Genomic DNA, 14423 nt, shown 5'->3' with positions numbered 1-14423 from the left:
CGCCGACCCGGCGCAGCGCTCAGCGCGCCACATACACCCAGGCGTCGAGGCCGGATTCGAGCGTCGCAGACACGCGCCGGTAGTCGTCGACCTCGTACGCGTCGGCGGCGTCCAGCTGCTCCGGCGTGAGCTCCAGGACCGCACCTTCGACGCGGTCGGACGGGTCGCCGGTGGGCACGAGGATGGGATGCTCCGCCTCGCCGCTGAGCGCGAGGACCGAGGCATCCGTGATGCGCAGCGTGCCCAGCCGCCAGCCGATCAGCGCGTCGGGCGTGGTGGGCAGTTCGGCCCCGAACGTCTCGCGCTGCACCCGCGGGAGCCGGAGCGTGCCGTACGAGAAGAGCCGTTCCACCATGCCGACACCCTACCCAGGGGCTCGCTCGCTCCGGCGGCCGGTGTCGGTGTCGGTGGCCGCGGGTAGCGTCGTGGCCATGACGACGGAGCTGTTCGATCCCAGTGTCCCCGCGCACGCGAAGGCGCTCGAGAAGCTCGAGCGCGACCTCATCGTCTGGTTCACCACCGTTCGTGCGAACGGCGAACCGCACGCCGTGCCCGTCTGGTTCTGGTGGCACGAGGGCCGCCTGCTCGTGTTCAGCGAGCCCACGACGGCCAAGGTCGCCCACGTGCGCCGCGGATCGCCCGTGCTCGTGCACCTGCAGGGCGATCGGTTCGGCGAGGAGGTGGTCGTGATGAACGGCCGCGCCGAGATCTCGGAGCGTCCGGCGGCTGAGTGGCTGGCGGCCTTCCGCGACGCGTACGAGGCGAAGTACGCCGACGCGATCCGCGACTACGGCATGGGCCTCGACGACATTGCGGCGAAGTTCGACACGGTCATCGTGTTCACGCCGGATCGGCTCATGGCCTGGTGAGCGGGGTCACACGGGCGCGTGGAGTCTCCCGGTGAGCGGCGACGCCTGGTGAGCGGAGTGGCCCGGTGAGCGGCGAGCCGCCGGTCTGGGGCGGCGGGGCCGCCGTCGGGCCCGGGTGGTCGGCGCTCATGGCGTGGACCGGCCTGGTGCTCGGCGTGGGCGCGATCGCGTTCGGACTGCTCGCGCCGCTCTGGTCGAGACCCTTCGGCATCGTCTGGATCGCGGGCTTCGGTGCGCTCGCCGTGTGGTTCGGGCTCGCCGGTCATCTGCGCCTCCGGGCCGACGCAGCCGACGCGGACACGGACTCCGAGCGCGTCAGCGGTGAGGTCAGCGACCCGGGGCGGCGGTCGCCGCGCATCGGGTCCATCGCGGGGCTCGCGGGCGCCGTGCTCGGCGCGGTCGCGATCGCGCTCATGGCGTACGCCTGGCTCGCCTTCCTCGCGGCGGACACCGGCGCCGAGTGGCCGATGCCGCCGGCGTGGCATCCCGAGCCGTTGCCCGCCGACCGGCCGACCGTCGTCGTCGCCGGCGGAGTCGTCTCCGTCGGAACCGTCTCCGGCTGATCCGCTGACGGGCCGTCGCCGGCACCGCCGTCGGCCGACCGCCCGCTCACCTCAGCCGGCGCGGCCGCCCGCCCTCCGTTTCAGCGGTCGAGGGCCGCGAGCACGCGCGCGACCGACCCGCCGAGGTTCCAGTCGACGGCGAGGTGTTCGAGCCGATCGCGTCGCGCTCCGTCGACGGGCCGGAGCGTCGCGTCGAACTCCCCGAGGTCGAGGTCGCGCACCACCTCGACCACCTGCGGTGCGACGTCGAGGTATCCGGCCGCCGCGGTGAGCTTCGCGCGAACGCCGGCCGACATCCCGGCCGCCCCCGTGGCTGCGGCCTCACGGATGCCGTCGAGGTCGACGAAGGCCTGCAGCAGGCCGGCCGCGGTCTTCTCGCCGACGCCGGCGACACCCGGGAGGCCGTCGGAGGCATCCCCTCGCATCGCGGCGAAGTCGGCGTACTGCTGCGGCAGCACGCCGTACTTCTGCACGACCGATGCGTCGGTCAGGACCTCGAGCTTGCTCATGCCGCGGGCGGTGTAGACCACGCGGACCCCGGTGGCGTCGTCGACCAGTTGGAAGAGGTCCCGATCGCCGGTCACCACGTCGACGGGCATGGATGCCCCGGTCGCGAGCGTGCCGATGACGTCGTCGGCCTCGTGCTCTGGCGCGCCGACGACGGCGATGCCGAGGAGCGAGAGCACTTCGCGGATGAGCGGCACCTGCCTCACCAGGCCCGGCGGCGTCTGCTCGACGTCGGGGCCGCCGTCGACCTCACGCTCGACGCGGTGGGCCTTGTACGTCGGGATGAGCGCCACCCGCCAGGCCGGCCGCCAGTCGTCGTCCCAGCAGGCGACGAGCTGCGTCGGCTCGAAGTCGGTGACGAGCTTCGCGATCATGTCGAGCAGCCCGCGCACCGCGTTCACCGGGGTGCCGTCCTCCCGGGTGAGCGAGTCGGGTACGCCGTAGAACGCGCGGAAGTACAGGGAGGCGGTGTCGAGGAGCATGAGTCGGTCGGCCACGAGCCGATCCTTCCACGTCGCCCGCGGAGCGGCACCTCGAACTCCGCGGGGCGGCACCTCAGACTTCCCGAGGCACGCCTTCCGTCAGCCACAGGACGCGCTCGCGCACGTACGCGCTGGCGTTGTCGAGCACCTCGCGCGCCGCGGCGCCCTGCTCATGGAAGTGCGACCACTGATCGAAGTGCACGGGCACCGCACGACGCGGACGCACGAGCTCGACGAGCTCTGCCGCACCAGAGGCGGTCATCGTGTACTGCAGGCCGCCGGTGATCGGGAAGCGCACGCCGCCGAGGTGCAGCACGGCGACGTCGACGTCGAGACGCGCGGCGGTGTCGCGGAGGCCTGAGTGCAGCACCGTGTCGCCGGTGATCCAGATGGCCGTCTCGGGGCGGTCGCCGATCGAGATCGCGAAGCCGATCACGTCGCCCACGATCGGCTTGGAGAAGCGCGGACCGTGCCGCGCCGGCGTCGCGGTCACCGTGAGCGGCGGCCGGTCGGGCGCCGCGGCGCCGTTGGTGCCGCCGTGCGCATCGATCTCCGCGGTGTTCCACGGCTTCAGCCCGACGACGGCGCCGAGCCCGTCGACGCCGCGAAGGCGTTTGGCTCCGGCCGCGGTGGTGATGACCTCGCCGGCCGCCGGCAGCAGCTCGCGACCGGCGTCGTCGAGGTTGTCGGCGTGCTGGTCGTGCGTGAGCAGGACGACGTCGATCGGGCCGAGGTCGGCCGCGGCGAGCGCCGGCCCCGCGGTCTTCACCGAGGAGGTGCCCCAGCCGAACGAGTACCGCCGGCCGGGCGGGTCGAACGTCGGGTCGACCAGGATGCGCCAGCCCGCCAGCTCGATGAGCAGCGACGGTCCGCCGATGTGGGTGAGCGTCGGACGTTCGACCATGGCTGGATGCTACGACGATGCCCCGCCCCGGCGATAGAGCCGGGAGCGGGGCATCCGTTCGTGCAGCCGATGCGCCGGTTCAGCGCAAGCTCAGCGGTAGCTGTAGAAGCCCTCGCCGGTGGCGACGCCGAGCTTGCCCTCGTCGATGTAGCGCTCCTTGATCAGCGCGGCGAACTCCTGCTGCTTCGGCCCGCCCATCATCGACACGTTGTACGCGGTCGTGAGACCGACGATGTCGAAGATCTGGAAGGGACCCATGGGCGCGCCGGTGCCGATGCGCCAGGTCTTGTCGATCGCCTCGGGCTCGGCGATGCCGTCGACGAGCAGCTCGCCCGCGGCCTGCAGCAGCGGCACGAGCAGGGAGTTCAGCAGGTATCCCGCCTTCTCCTTCTTGATCTCGATGGGCACCATGCCGGTCGACTCGGCGAACTCGACGACCTGACGGTAGACCTCGGGGTCGGTCCACTGGGTGCCCATGACCTCGGCAGTGTTGTGCTGCCAGACGCGGTTGGCGTAGTGGAGCGCGAGGAACTTCGCGGGGCGGCCGGTCGACTCGGCGAGGCTCGAAGGCAGCAGGGTCGAGGAGTTCGTGGCGAACACGGTGTGCTCGGGCGCGACGGCGGCGAGCTTGGCGTAGGTGTCGGCCTTGATCTCGGGCTGCTCGGGCACGGCCTCGATCACGAGGTCGGCGTCGCGCACCGCGTCGGCGAGGTCGCTGGAGAGGCGGATGCGTTCGAGGGCGGCGACGGCCCGGCCGTCGGCGGCGCCGTCGACCTCGGCGCGGTAGGTGTCGGCGAGCTTCGCGAAGCGCTCGCGTGCGGCGGCGAGCGCGTCGTCGCTGATGTCGTACGCGACGACCGGGTGGCCGTGGTACGCGGTCTGGAAGGCGATCTGGGATCCGAGCACGCCGGTGCCGAGCACGGTGACGTTCTGGAGGGCGGTCATGGGGTGGTTCCTTCTTCCTCGTGGGTGTTGAAGCGGTGGAGGTCGCGGGCGAAGCGGGCGACCTCCGCATCGGTCCAGTCGCCGAGCTGGTGGTCGACGACGGACTGCAGGATGGCGATGGCCTCGTGGTACGCGGCCCAGCCGGTGTCGGTGAGTTCGAGCGGGCGGCCGCGCACGGGTGCGCCGCCTGCTCCTGATGACGCGGATGCCTCGTCGGCGCGTTCGCGCACCACCCCGAGCCGGGCGAGGTTGGCGAGCTGTCGTGAGACCGTGGAGCGGTTCAGCCGGAACGCGGTGGCGATGTCGGTGGACCGGGCTCCCGGGTGGTCGACGATGTAGCCGAGGATCGACTGGTCGGTGAGGCTCAACCGGATCCGCGCGGTTCGCGCGTCGGCGACTCCGCGGCGGGAGATCACGATGAGTTCGCGCAGGATGCCCGCGGCATCGTCTCGACGTGTCACCACCACTCCTTCCGTTGCATAGTGCAACGCTACGCTCCGGTGTTGCATTCCGCAACACGCGGACCGGGCTAGCGTTGGGGCATGAAGATCGCGACGACGTTGCGGGCTGCGGGGCGCATGCCGCTGCTCCAGGTCGCCAAGGCCGCCGTCGCCACCATCGCCGCGTGGCTCATCGCCGGATGGCTCATCCCCGGGCCGCTGCCCGTCTTCGCCGCCATCGCCGCGCTGCTCGTCGTGCAGCCCAGCGTGAACCAGTCCCTCGGCAAGGCCGTCGAGCGGAGCGTCGGCGTCGTGCTCGGCGTCATCGTCGCGACCGGACTCTCGTTCGCGTTCGGCTCGGCGAGCTGGGTCGTCCTCGTCGCCATCGTCATCGCCATGCTCGTGGCGTGGGCGCTGAAGATGACGCCCGGCACCTCGAACCAGGTCGCGATCAGCGCCATGCTCGTGCTCGCCCTCGGCGCCTCCTCCCCCGAGTACGCGCTCGACCGGGTGCTCGAGACCCTCATCGGCGCCGTCATCGGCATCATCGTGAACGCGCTCATCGTGCCGCCCGTCGCGCTCGCCCCCGCTCGCCGCGACCTCGCCCTGCTCGGCGGCGAGCTCGCCGGCTCACTCGAGCGCCTCGCGAGCGCACTCGAGACGCCGCAGTCGCCTGCGGCGATGCAGGAGCTCATGCTCGAAGCCCGCCTGATGCGACCCATGCGCGACCAGGCCGACGAGGCCATCCGCGCCGGCGAGGAATCCCTCACGCTCAACCCCCGGCGCTCGGCCCACCGAGGCGAGCTCGCCGAGCAGCGCGCCCTGCTCGAGCGACTGGGCCCGATCGTCACGCAGGCGATCGGGATGACCCGGGCCGTATTCGACCACTACGACCCGACGCTCTCCGATGAGCCCACCGTGCGCGCGATCGCCGAGCAGCTGCGCCGCGCCGCGCACGACGTGCGCCTGGCGGTCCACCTCGCGGAGGTCGACCCCGAGCCGCTCACGTCGGCGATCCCGGCGCTGACCTCGCCGCTCGTCATCACGGCGCCGAAATCCGGGCACTGGATCCTCGTCGGCTCGCTCATGGAGGACCTCCGGCGCATCCGGGAGGAGCTGCTCGACGGGGATGAGGATGACCGCGGCCCGGGCAGGAACGCCGAGGACGCGGCCATCTGACGGGACCGCCCCGCCGCGGTCGGCTGAGCGGATCGCGCCGCCCGAGGATGCGGCGCTGGCAGCTCAGCCGAGCAGGTCGCGCACCGCGAGGCCCCACTCGAAACCGCAGTCGCGGCAGTCGAAGATGGGGGCGTCGTCGACACTCACGGCGTCGAGCGGCTCGGCCTCGACGGCGAAGTCGAGCGGGCCGTAGACGATGGCGCGGACCGTCAGGGATCCGCAGCGGGGGCACGGGTCGTCGAGCACCTGGTGCGCGACGTTCAGCTGCATCTGGTCGGTCATGGCTCACACGGTACGCGCGGCCGCCGACATCGGCCGGATGCCCCGCCGCGTCCCGGATCTGCACGCGGCGGCGTCCTGGTGCACGGAGCCCCCGTCCCGGAACCCCGTACGCCCTCATGCCCGAGCGCGACCTCAGTCGGTAGGGGGTTGACACCCGCCGACGCGCCCCCGCAGGCTCGAAGCACGGCCGAAGGGGGAAGGCATGCACGCGACGTTCGGCGTGGAGGAGGAGTTCATCTTCCTCGACCGTGAGACCCTGAGGCCGGCGGATGTCGCCGCGCCCCTCTTCGCCCGGCTGCACGAGGACCCCGAGTGGTCGGCGACCACCCACAAGGAGTTCCTCGCCTCGCAGATCGAGCACGCCTCGCCCGTGTTCGACACGCTGGGCGGTGCGCTGCCCGTGCTGTCGGGCTTCCGCCGGCTCGTGGCCGACGAGGCCGAGCGGGTCGGCGTGCTGGCCGCGAGCATCGGCACTCCACCCGACACGCTCGCGTTCCCCTCCATCACGCACGACGAGCGGTACCAGCGGATCGTACGCGACATGGCGGGCCTCATCGCCGACCACCAGATGAGCGGCCTGCACGTGCACGTCGGCATCCCCGACCGCGAAGCGGGCGTGATCGCGCTGAACACGGCGCGTCCGTGGCTCCCGCTGCTCACGGCCATCAGCGGAAACTCGCCGTTCTGGCGCGGGTACGACACGGGCTACGAGAGCTGGCGCACCGTGCAGCTGCGGCGGTGGCCCACCGCCGGCTCACCGCCGCGCTTCCGCGACGCCAACGACTACGACCGGCGCATCCGCCGTCTCCTCGGCATCGGCGGCATGACCGACCTCGCGCTCATCGCCTGGAACATCCGGCTCTCCGAGCACCTCCCGACGATCGAGTTCCGGATGGCCGACGCCCAGCTGACCGCCGAGGACACGCTGCTCGTCGCGGCGCTCTGCCGCGCGCTCGTCCGCCATGCGATCGAGACCGACGGCCGGGACATCGAGGAGACGGATGTCGCACCGGAGCTGCTGTCGGCCGCTGTGCTGCATTCCGCGCACGCCGGCCTGCGCGCGCAGGTCTACGACCCCGTGCTGGGAGAGCTGGCCGACGCTCGGTCGGTCCTCGACCGGCTGTTCGCGCTCGTGGGCCCGCAGCTCGAGGCCGAGGGCGATCTCGAGGTGACGGCCGAGCTCGTGGCCCGGCTGACCCAGCTCGGCACGGGAGCGGCGAGGCAGCGCAGCGCGTTCCTCCGCGGCGGCGGCGAACGTCTCGGCCGGCTGTTCCAGACGACGATCGCGGGCGGCCCCACGGAATGGGCGGCATGAGCGGGCCGGAGCGGGCCGGCGCCTCGCACGCCGGGCGCAGTCGTGCGGCCGACCTCGTCCGGCAGTGCGTGGTGGCGGTGAGTGCGGTGGTCGCCGTGGTCGGCGCGTTCGTGGGATCGGGCGCGGCGGGCGGCACCCGGATCCAGGATGCCGCGGGCGGCGCGCTTGCAGCGGATGCGACGCCGATCGCGCCGGCCGGTCCGGCGTTCGCCATCTGGACGCTCATCTACTTCGGGCTCCTCGTCTACGCCGTCTGGCAGTTCCTGCCCGCGCAGCGCGCCGCCGACCGGCAGCGCCGCCTCGCGTATCCGGTCGCCGCCTCGTTGCTGCTCAACGCGGCCTGGATCCTCTCCGTGCAGGCCGGCCTCCTCTGGCTGAGCGTGGCCGTGATCGCGGTGCTGCTGGCGGTGCTGTGCTGGGCGTACTGGACGTGTGTGCGGCATCCCCCGCATCACCTGGCCGATGCGCTCATCACCGACGGCACCATCGGGCTCTATCTCGGCTGGGTCTCGATCGCGACCGCGGCGAACGTCGCGGCCGCGCTCGCGGCGAGCGGCTTCGACGGTGCCGGCATCCCGGCGGAGGTGTGGGCGATCGTGGTCATCGCGGTCGCGACGATCGCGGTCGCAGCACTCGGCGTCGCGAGCCGGGGCGGGCTCGCCCCCATGCTCGCCGCGTCGTGGGGGCTCGCCTGGATCGCGGTCGGCCGCCTCACCGGCGAGCCGCACTCGGTGCCGGTGGCGATCGCGGCCATCGTGGGCATCGTCGTGATCGTGGCGAGCACGCTCACCGCACGCGTGATCGCGGCGCGCACCCGCCGGCTCGGACCGGTCCGGGACTGATCCCCGCCGGTGCGAGACGATGGGAGCATGACCGACTCGCCCGCGCCGGCCGATCCCGGCGAGACCGCCCTGCAGTTCGATGTCGACGGCGCACCGGTCTCAGCGCTGAGCGGGCGACCGCCGGGTGCCGATGCCACCGTCGTCGTGGCGCACGGGGCCGGCACCGGCCTGGAGCATCCGTTCCTCACCGGTTTCACGCGCGCACTGCGCGACGCCGGACTCGCGACGCTGCGGTTCAACTTCCCGTACCGGGAGCAGGGCAGACGGATGCCTGGCCGGCCGGCACCGGCGATCGCCGCCTGGCGCGCCGCGGTGGCGGCGGCCGAGCACCTCGCCGCCGAGGCGGGCTCTGCCGGCGAGCCGATCTGGGCATCGGGCAAGTCGTACGGCGGGCGCATGGCCTCGATGGCCGTCGCCGAGGGGATGCCGGCCGCCGGACTCGTGTTCGTCGGCTACCCGTTGCACCCGCCGGGCAAGCCCGACCGCCCGAGGGACGAGCACCTCATCGGCCTCACGCTGCCGATGCTGTTCCTGCAGGGCACGAACGACCCGTTCGCGATCCCGAACGAGCAGCTCGCCGACGCGACCGCCCGCATCGGCCCGAACGCCGCCCTCGAGTGGATCGAGGGCGGCGGTCATTCCTTCGAGGTGAAGGGCCGGAAGCGGCCGGCCGACGAGGTCGGCGCCGGGCTCGCGCCGGCCGTGGCGGCCTTCGTCCGCGCGCACGCCGAGCGCTGACGACGCACCGCGCCGCTCAGCGCGGGTCGGCCCAGCTCCACACGTCGTCGCCCCGCAGCGTCGCGTCGGCGCCGCCGTCGATGTAGATCGTCTGGCCCGTCACGTGGGTGTTCTCCTCGCTGGTGAGCCACACGAGCAGGCGCGCGATCACCGAGGGGTCGGCGTGGCCGTTGAGCGGCATCGGCACCGCGGCATCCACCATCGCCCGACCCTCCTCGCTCTCCAGCAGCGGCGCCGTCATCGGCGTCACCACCGTGCCGGGTGCGACGGCGTTCAGCGGGATGCCGGCGCCCGCGTACCTGGCGGTGATCGACTCCCGGCGCACCCAGCGACTGAGGGCGCGCTTCGAGGAGGGGTAGTTCAGGTAGCCCGCCTCGGGCCCCTGGTCGGCGAGCGCCGCCCCGAGCTCCAGCGCGCGGGCCTCGTCACCGGCGAGCATCGCCTCGACGAGCTCGGCCGAGTTCGGCTGGAGCGAGGCCATCGAACTCACCACCGCGATGCGCGGAGCCTCCGCCTCGGCGAGCGTCGGCGCGAGCGCGTCGAGGAAGCCGACGACGCCGAAATAATTCACCGCGACCGTGAGGGCGGAGGGGGCCGAGATCCCGGCCGCGGCGACGACCGCGTCGATTCGGCCGTCGGCCTCGGCGATCGCCGTCTGTGCGGCGCCGGAGCGCCCGTCTGGCGTGGAGAGGTCGGCGGTGATGTCGGCGCCCTTCAGGTCGACGCCGATGACGCGGTTCCCACCCTCGGTGAGGAGGGCGGCGGTGGCTGCGCCGATGCCGGATCCGGCACCCGTGATCACATACGTTCTGCTCATATCGCCGACGCTACGCCCATCCGGCGGCGGTCGGAGCGAAGAGCAGATGGACCTGATTCCGGGCTGTGAATCGGGATACCCCGACCTACGGCAGCAGGACGATCTTCCCGCGCACGTGGCCGGTCTCGCTCTGCCGGTGGGCCTCCGCGGCCTCGGCGAGCGGGTACCGGTGCGCGATCTCGATGTCGAGTTCGCCTCGCGCGGCGAGCTCGGCGGCGTAGGGCACGGCCTCGGCGCGGAGGGCCAGCTCTTCGGCGGTGAGCGGCACGGGGTTGCCGCCGCTCCAGGCGCGGATGCCGAGCTCGGCGGCCTTCGCGCCCTGGACGATCGTGCCGATGCGGTCGTGGTCGGCGACGAGCTCCTTCGACACGGCGATCGCCTCGTCGGTGCCGGCAGCGTCGACCGCGACCGTGATCCCGCCGGGCGCCGCGGCACGGACCCGGTCGGCGAGGCCCTCGCCATAGGTCACGGGGATCGCTCCGAGCTCGCGGAGCCGGTCGTGATTGCGCTCGCTCGCCGTGGCGAAGACCTCTGCGCCGGCCGCCCGTGCGAACTGGATCGCGAACTGGCCGACCGAGCCCGAGCCCGCGTGCCAGAGCAGGGTGTCGCCCTTCCCCACGCCGAGCGAGCGGAGCACCTGGTAAGCAGTGCCGGCGGGGATCGGGATCGCCGCCGCCTGCTCCCACGGAAGGCCAGCGGGCTTCCGGGCGACATGTCCGGCACCGACGACGAGCTCCGTGGCGTACGCGCCCTTCGCGTCGGAGACGATGACCTCATCACCCGGGGCGACCTCATCGACGTCGGAGGCGACCGCGGTGACGACGCCCGCGGCATCCGTTCCGACGCCACGCCAGCCGTGCAGTTCGCCGCTCGGACGGATCGCGGCGCGCAGCTTCCAGTCGATCGGGTTCACGCCGGCGGCGCGCACCTCGACGACGACCTGACCCGGCCCCGGCGTCGAGTACGGGATCTCACGCAGCTCCAGCACCTCGGGTCCGCCGAATCGGTCGTACTGGATCGCGAACGGCATGCCGTGCCCCTTCCTCCGGTGGGGCGTCGCGCCCCACCTGCCAGCCTACGTACCGGCGCCGCCAGACGGCAGCCCGGTTACGCTGGGCGCATGTCCGGCCCCCAGCCGCGCCGCACCGGGCGGTGGCGCGAGGCGCTCGCGGGCGTCGCGGCCGCAGCCGTCGCGGCGGGGCTCGGCGAGCTCGCCGCCGCCGTCGCGGCGCCCGAGTCCGGACCGGTGGTCGTGGTCGGCGCAGCGCTCGTCGACCTCGCCCCGCCGTGGGCGAAGGATGCCGCGATCGGGCTCTTCGGCACGGCCGACAAGCTCGCCCTGATCGGCGGCATCCTGCTCGTGCTGCTCGCCGTCTCCGGCGCAGCCGGGGTGCTGGAAGCCCGCCGCCCGCCCTGGGGGCGGGTCGTGTTCATCGCGCTCGGCGTCGTGGGCGCGGTCGCAGCTGCCACGAGATCGGGCGCGGGCCCCCTCGCGGTCCTGCCTTCACTCGTGGCCGGTGCGGCCGGCGCCCTCGCGGTGACGCTGCTCGTGCGACGCCTCCCCGAGCCCGACCAGAATCGTCGGCGCTTCCTCGCCTGGGCCGGGGGCAGCGCGGCGCTGGGCCTCCTCGCCGCGCTCGCCGGGACGGCCCTGCAGACCGGACGCCGCGCGGTGCAGGCCCTCCGCGACGCCGTCGTCCTGCCCCGTCCGACGACGACGGCGATCATCCCGGCCGGTGCCGCCCTCGACGTCGACGGCCTCACGCCGCTCATCACGCCGAACGCCGACTTCTACCGCATCGACACCGCGCTCCGCGTGCCCGAGATCGACCCGTCCGGCTGGCGCCTGCGCATCCACGGTCTCGTCGCACGCGAGGTGACGATCACCTGGGACGAGCTCCTCGCCCTCCCGCTCGCCGAGAGCACGACGACCCTCGCGTGCGTGTCGAACGAGGTCGGCGGTTCACTCATCGGCACCGCGGTATGGCTCGGCCACCCCATCCGGGAACTCCTCGCCAGGGCCGAGCCGACCGCCGAGGCCGACATGGTGCTGTCGCGCTCGATCGACGGGTTCACGGCGTCGACGCCCCTTGCCGTACTGCAGGACGACCGCGACGCCATCCTCGCGGTCGGGATGAACGGCGAACCGCTGCCGCTCGAGCACGGGTTCCCCGTCCGCATGGTCGTGCCCGGCCTCTACGGCTACGTGTCGGCCACGAAATGGGTCACCGAGCTCGAGGTCACCCGGTTCGACGAGGCATCCGCCTACTGGACGGATCGCGGTTGGAGCGAGCGCGGACCGGTGAAGCTGTCGAGCCGTATCGACGTCCCGAGGCGCGGGCAGGCGCTGACGGCCGGGCGCATCGTCGTGGCCGGGGTGGCGTGGCACCAGCACGTCGGCATCGCCGCCGTCGACGTGCAGATCGACGATGGGCCGTGGCGCCCCGCCCGGCTCGCCACCGCGATCTCGGCCGACACGTGGGTGCAGTGGCGGTACGACTGGGCGGATGCCTCGGCCGGCAGTCACACCCTCCGCGTTCGTGCGACGAGCGCGGACGGCGAAGTGCAGACGGCGGTCGAACAGGGCGTCGTGCCCGACGGCGCGACCGGGCTGCACACCGTCGATGTCGAGGTCGGCTGAGCGGTCAGGGCAGCAACGCTCCTTGCTACACCCCACCGCCTCCGCCGCCGCCACCGCCGCCGCCGGACGAGGCGCCGCCCGCGGAGCCGCCGCTGGCGGCGGAGTACGTCGAGGTGACGCTCTGGCTCATGCCGCCGATCGCCGACGCGAAGACCGCGGCGTTGAACGCATGCTGGCCGGTGTACCAGTCGGGCTGACGGCCGAGGCGCTCGTAGGCCCGGCCGAGCTCGGCGGTCCACGCCTTCTCCTGGCCGAGGAGCACGGCCCAGGGCAGCAGTCTCTCGTTGAGCTGGAGCACCTGCTCGGGGTCCCCTGCGGCGACAGGCTCGCGGAGGGCGCCCTGCGGCGACTGCAGATACGCGAGCCGGTCCTTCTCCGCGAGGCGGATGTACAGCTCGAGCCCCGCGAGGTGGTCGCGGAGCTCGGCGCCCTTCGACTCGAGCGGCACCTTCGCGACGAGCACGATGGCGGCGACGAAGGCGAGCCCGGCGACGATCAGCGTCGCGAGCGGCCAGAATCCGCCGACGGCCTGGTCGAACGAGACGACGGCGAAGACGAAGGCCGCCGCGAACGCGGCAGTGGCGGCCGCGAGCACCCCTGCGATGAGGCCGCCGGGGAGCTTCCGCCGGTAGCCGTCAGAGGTGGCCCGGCGGGCGACCGCGACGACGAGCTCGTGCAGCCGCTTCGCCGCTTTCTGATCGCTCGACCCGAGCTCCCGGCGCTCGCCGGGGGTGAGGGTCGCGCCGAAGAGGGCGTGCAGCGCCTCGACGTCGTCGGCCGTCGGCGGCACATCGCGGAGCCCGCGGGTGCGGCGGTCGCGCTCGTCGACGTACTCGAGTTCGAACGCCGGTTTCGAGCTCAGCCAGCCCGACTTCTCCACCTCGACGACCCGGACGCGGCCGAGGACGGCGAGCTGGAGGATCTCAGCCGGGATCGCGTGCGTGGTGTGCTTGCCGATCACCGAGGCGAGCAGCACCCCGACCCCCTTGGGCGGCAGGTACTCGGGGACGATGACCGGCCGGCCCGGGGCATCCCGCAATCGACGCCGGCGCACGACGCCGGCCCACGCGGCGGCGAGCAGCGCGAGCAGGGCGCCCCCGGCGGAGAGCGCGGGGAAGGGCATGGCCGTGAACCCGTCGGGCCGCGGGGTGAATGTGCCCGGTTCGAACCCGATCGCGAACGTGAGGTTCTCGCCCGGCCCGAGGGCGGTGGCCTCGAACCGCCAGCCGTCGTCGGTCTCGGCGATCGTCGCCGGCCCGTCGGCGCCTGCCGCTCCCGAGGCCGCGTCGACGGCGCCCGTGGCGTGCTCGGCGAGCCCGTCGGCGAGCTGGACGTCGGCGGTGACGCGCGCGAACGGCTGCGCCCAGTCGGTGCCGTTGACGTCCCAGTAGAACTCGTCCGCATCTGTGTCGGCGAAGAACCGGGTCACATCGTGCTGCGTGTAGGTGATGACGTAGGTCTGCGCGCCGTGCACGTAGTCGTCCGCGGCGATCGTGAGGGTGACGACGCCGTCCTCGGAGTCCTCCTCGTACGGGCGCGGAGCGCCGGTCTCGTCGGTCACGGAGACGACGTCGAGCCCGGTCGGATGGCCGTCGTACGTGTCGACGAGGGAGCGGCGGATGCCCCGGTTCTGGTCGGTCTCGGGGAACCGCGCGACGAGCGTCTCGACGGTCGTGAGCGTGGAGCGGCCCTCGGCGTCGCGCCCGAGGGTGTACTCGCCCGTGAACGAGTCGAAGGAGAAGTCGTCGACGTCGGCGGGCACGGCCGCCGCCACGGGCGCCGCGGTCGCGGCCGCCGGCGCGGCGACCGCTGGCGATGCGGTGGCGGCGCTGGCCCCGGAGAGGAGCGCTGCGGTCAGCAGGAGGGCGGCGGCTCTGGTGGCGGACACGCCCTCAGCCT

Annotated in this window: 16 protein-coding genes; 7 read left to right on the top strand and 9 right to left on the bottom strand. The window is 73.1% G+C overall.

The genetic code is table 11. The features are described 5' to 3' along the window. Nucleotides 1-19 precede the first annotated feature (19 nt). On the bottom strand, nt 20-355 hold the full coding sequence (locus ABIQ69_RS02605; protein ID WP_350348846.1) for a gamma-glutamylcyclotransferase family protein: 336 nt from the start codon (nt 353-355) through the stop codon (nt 20-22). A 76-nt stretch (nt 356-431) separates the two neighbouring features. Between ABIQ69_RS02605 and ABIQ69_RS02600 the strand changes: the two genes are divergently transcribed. Continuing rightward, the gene (locus ABIQ69_RS02600) at nt 432-869 is read left to right on the top strand and encodes a pyridoxamine 5'-phosphate oxidase family protein (protein WP_350348845.1); all 438 of its coding nucleotides are present in this window, start codon (nt 432-434) and stop codon (nt 867-869) included. Between the two features lie 65 nt (nt 870-934). Further along, nucleotides 935-1432 carry a hypothetical protein gene (locus ABIQ69_RS02595; RefSeq protein WP_350348844.1) on the top strand — a complete coding sequence of 166 codons (498 nt, stop codon included), beginning with the start codon at nt 935-937 and terminating at the stop codon, nt 1430-1432. 80 nt (nt 1433-1512) lie between these two features. Here ABIQ69_RS02595 and ABIQ69_RS02590 read toward each other — a convergent pair whose 3' ends face one another. From ABIQ69_RS02590 to ABIQ69_RS02575, 4 genes are all read right to left on the bottom strand, one after another. Beyond that, nucleotides 1513-2436 (bottom strand): 5'-3' exonuclease H3TH domain-containing protein, encoded by a 924-nt coding sequence (locus ABIQ69_RS02590; protein ID WP_350348843.1) that lies wholly within the window; start codon nt 2434-2436, stop codon nt 1513-1515. A gap of 58 nt (nt 2437-2494) precedes the next feature. Then, nucleotides 2495-3325 carry an MBL fold metallo-hydrolase gene (locus ABIQ69_RS02585; protein ID WP_350348842.1) on the bottom strand — a complete coding sequence of 277 codons (831 nt, stop codon included), beginning with the start codon at nt 3323-3325 and terminating at the stop codon, nt 2495-2497. Nucleotides 3326-3415: 90 nt separating this feature from the next. Next, nucleotides 3416-4270 (bottom strand): 3-hydroxyacyl-CoA dehydrogenase, encoded by an 855-nt coding sequence (locus tag ABIQ69_RS02580; protein WP_350348841.1) that lies wholly within the window; start codon nt 4268-4270, stop codon nt 3416-3418. Then, nucleotides 4267-4731, bottom strand: a complete 465-nt coding sequence (locus ABIQ69_RS02575; RefSeq protein WP_350348840.1) for a MarR family winged helix-turn-helix transcriptional regulator — start codon at nt 4729-4731, stop codon at nt 4267-4269. Before ABIQ69_RS02575 ends, ABIQ69_RS02580 begins: the two co-directional genes overlap by 4 nt. Nucleotides 4732-4812: 81 nt before the next feature. Here ABIQ69_RS02575 and ABIQ69_RS02570 point away from each other — a divergent pair, with 81 nt between their 5' ends. Continuing rightward, on the top strand, nt 4813-5889 hold the full coding sequence (locus ABIQ69_RS02570) for an FUSC family protein (RefSeq protein WP_350348839.1): 1077 nt from the start codon (nt 4813-4815) through the stop codon (nt 5887-5889). A gap of 63 nt (nt 5890-5952) precedes the next feature. Here the strand turns inward: ABIQ69_RS02570 and ABIQ69_RS02565 are convergent, their stop codons facing one another. After that, nucleotides 5953-6171, bottom strand: coding sequence for a hypothetical protein (locus tag ABIQ69_RS02565; RefSeq protein ID WP_350348838.1), 219 nt, complete (start codon nt 6169-6171; stop codon nt 5953-5955). 202 nt (nt 6172-6373) lie between these two features. Between ABIQ69_RS02565 and ABIQ69_RS02560 the strand changes: the two genes are divergently transcribed. Genes ABIQ69_RS02560 through ABIQ69_RS02550 form a run of 3 tightly spaced genes read left to right on the top strand, consistent with a single transcriptional unit; the run spans nt 6374 to nt 9066 of the window. Then, nucleotides 6374-7486, top strand: a complete 1113-nt coding sequence (locus tag ABIQ69_RS02560) for a YbdK family carboxylate-amine ligase (RefSeq protein WP_350348837.1) — start codon at nt 6374-6376, stop codon at nt 7484-7486. Then, complete coding sequence (locus ABIQ69_RS02555) at nt 7483-8328, top strand: TspO/MBR family protein (RefSeq protein ID WP_350348836.1); 846 nt, start codon at nt 7483-7485, stop codon at nt 8326-8328. Before ABIQ69_RS02560 ends, ABIQ69_RS02555 begins: the two co-directional genes overlap by 4 nt. A gap of 27 nt (nt 8329-8355) precedes the next feature. Beyond that, the gene (locus tag ABIQ69_RS02550; protein ID WP_350348835.1) at nt 8356-9066 is read left to right on the top strand and encodes an alpha/beta family hydrolase; all 711 of its coding nucleotides are present in this window, start codon (nt 8356-8358) and stop codon (nt 9064-9066) included. 16 nt (nt 9067-9082) lie between these two features. Here the strand turns inward: ABIQ69_RS02550 and ABIQ69_RS02545 are convergent, their stop codons facing one another. Both ABIQ69_RS02545 and ABIQ69_RS02540 read right to left on the bottom strand, forming a co-directional pair. Continuing rightward, nucleotides 9083-9883, bottom strand: coding sequence for an SDR family oxidoreductase (locus ABIQ69_RS02545; RefSeq protein WP_350348834.1), 801 nt, complete (start codon nt 9881-9883; stop codon nt 9083-9085). A gap of 85 nt (nt 9884-9968) precedes the next feature. Then, nucleotides 9969-10913: an NADP-dependent oxidoreductase gene (locus tag ABIQ69_RS02540; RefSeq protein WP_350348833.1), complete on the bottom strand. Its 945-nt coding sequence runs from the start codon at nt 10911-10913 to the stop codon at nt 9969-9971. 90 nt (nt 10914-11003) lie between these two features. Between ABIQ69_RS02540 and ABIQ69_RS02535 the strand changes: the two genes are divergently transcribed. Next, nucleotides 11004-12524: a molybdopterin-dependent oxidoreductase gene (locus ABIQ69_RS02535; RefSeq protein ID WP_350348832.1), complete on the top strand. Its 1521-nt coding sequence runs from the start codon at nt 11004-11006 to the stop codon at nt 12522-12524. Nucleotides 12525-12549: 25 nt separating this feature from the next. Here the strand turns inward: ABIQ69_RS02535 and ABIQ69_RS02530 are convergent, their stop codons facing one another. Further along, complete coding sequence (locus ABIQ69_RS02530) at nt 12550-14412, bottom strand: DUF2207 domain-containing protein (RefSeq protein WP_350348831.1); 1863 nt, start codon at nt 14410-14412, stop codon at nt 12550-12552. Nucleotides 14413-14423: the final 11 nt, after the last annotated feature.

The sequence above is a fragment of the Agromyces sp. G08B096 genome (assembly GCF_040267705.1).
GTDB lineage: Bacteria > Actinomycetota > Actinomycetes > Actinomycetales > Microbacteriaceae > Agromyces.
Note: the sequence above shows the minus strand (reverse complement) of the source record. Positions and strands in the feature narration are given on the sequence as shown.

Bases quoted from the DNA above. Each gene is read 5' to 3' on its own strand.
- ABIQ69_RS02605 (WP_350348846.1), bottom strand. From the start codon at position 355: ATGGTGGAACGGCTCTTCTCGTACGGCACGCTCCGGCTCCCGCGGGTG.
- ABIQ69_RS02600 (WP_350348845.1), top strand. From the start codon at position 432: ATGACGACGGAGCTGTTCGATCCCAGTGTCCCCGCGCACGCGAAGGCG.
- ABIQ69_RS02585 (WP_350348842.1), bottom strand. From the start codon at position 3,325: ATGGTCGAACGTCCGACGCTCACCCACATCGGCGGACCGTCGCTGCTC.
- ABIQ69_RS02580 (WP_350348841.1), bottom strand. From the start codon at position 4,270: ATGACCGCCCTCCAGAACGTCACCGTGCTCGGCACCGGCGTGCTCGGA.
- ABIQ69_RS02570 (WP_350348839.1), top strand. From the start codon at position 4,813: ATGAAGATCGCGACGACGTTGCGGGCTGCGGGGCGCATGCCGCTGCTC.
- ABIQ69_RS02565 (WP_350348838.1), bottom strand. From the start codon at position 6,171: ATGACCGACCAGATGCAGCTGAACGTCGCGCACCAGGTGCTCGACGAC.
- ABIQ69_RS02560 (WP_350348837.1), top strand. From the start codon at position 6,374: ATGCACGCGACGTTCGGCGTGGAGGAGGAGTTCATCTTCCTCGACCGT.
- ABIQ69_RS02555 (WP_350348836.1), top strand. From the start codon at position 7,483: ATGAGCGGGCCGGAGCGGGCCGGCGCCTCGCACGCCGGGCGCAGTCGT.
- ABIQ69_RS02550 (WP_350348835.1), top strand. From the start codon at position 8,356: ATGACCGACTCGCCCGCGCCGGCCGATCCCGGCGAGACCGCCCTGCAG.
- ABIQ69_RS02545 (WP_350348834.1), bottom strand. From the start codon at position 9,883: ATGAGCAGAACGTATGTGATCACGGGTGCCGGATCCGGCATCGGCGCA.
- ABIQ69_RS02540 (WP_350348833.1), bottom strand. From the start codon at position 10,913: ATGCCGTTCGCGATCCAGTACGACCGATTCGGCGGACCCGAGGTGCTG.
- ABIQ69_RS02535 (WP_350348832.1), top strand. From the start codon at position 11,004: ATGTCCGGCCCCCAGCCGCGCCGCACCGGGCGGTGGCGCGAGGCGCTC.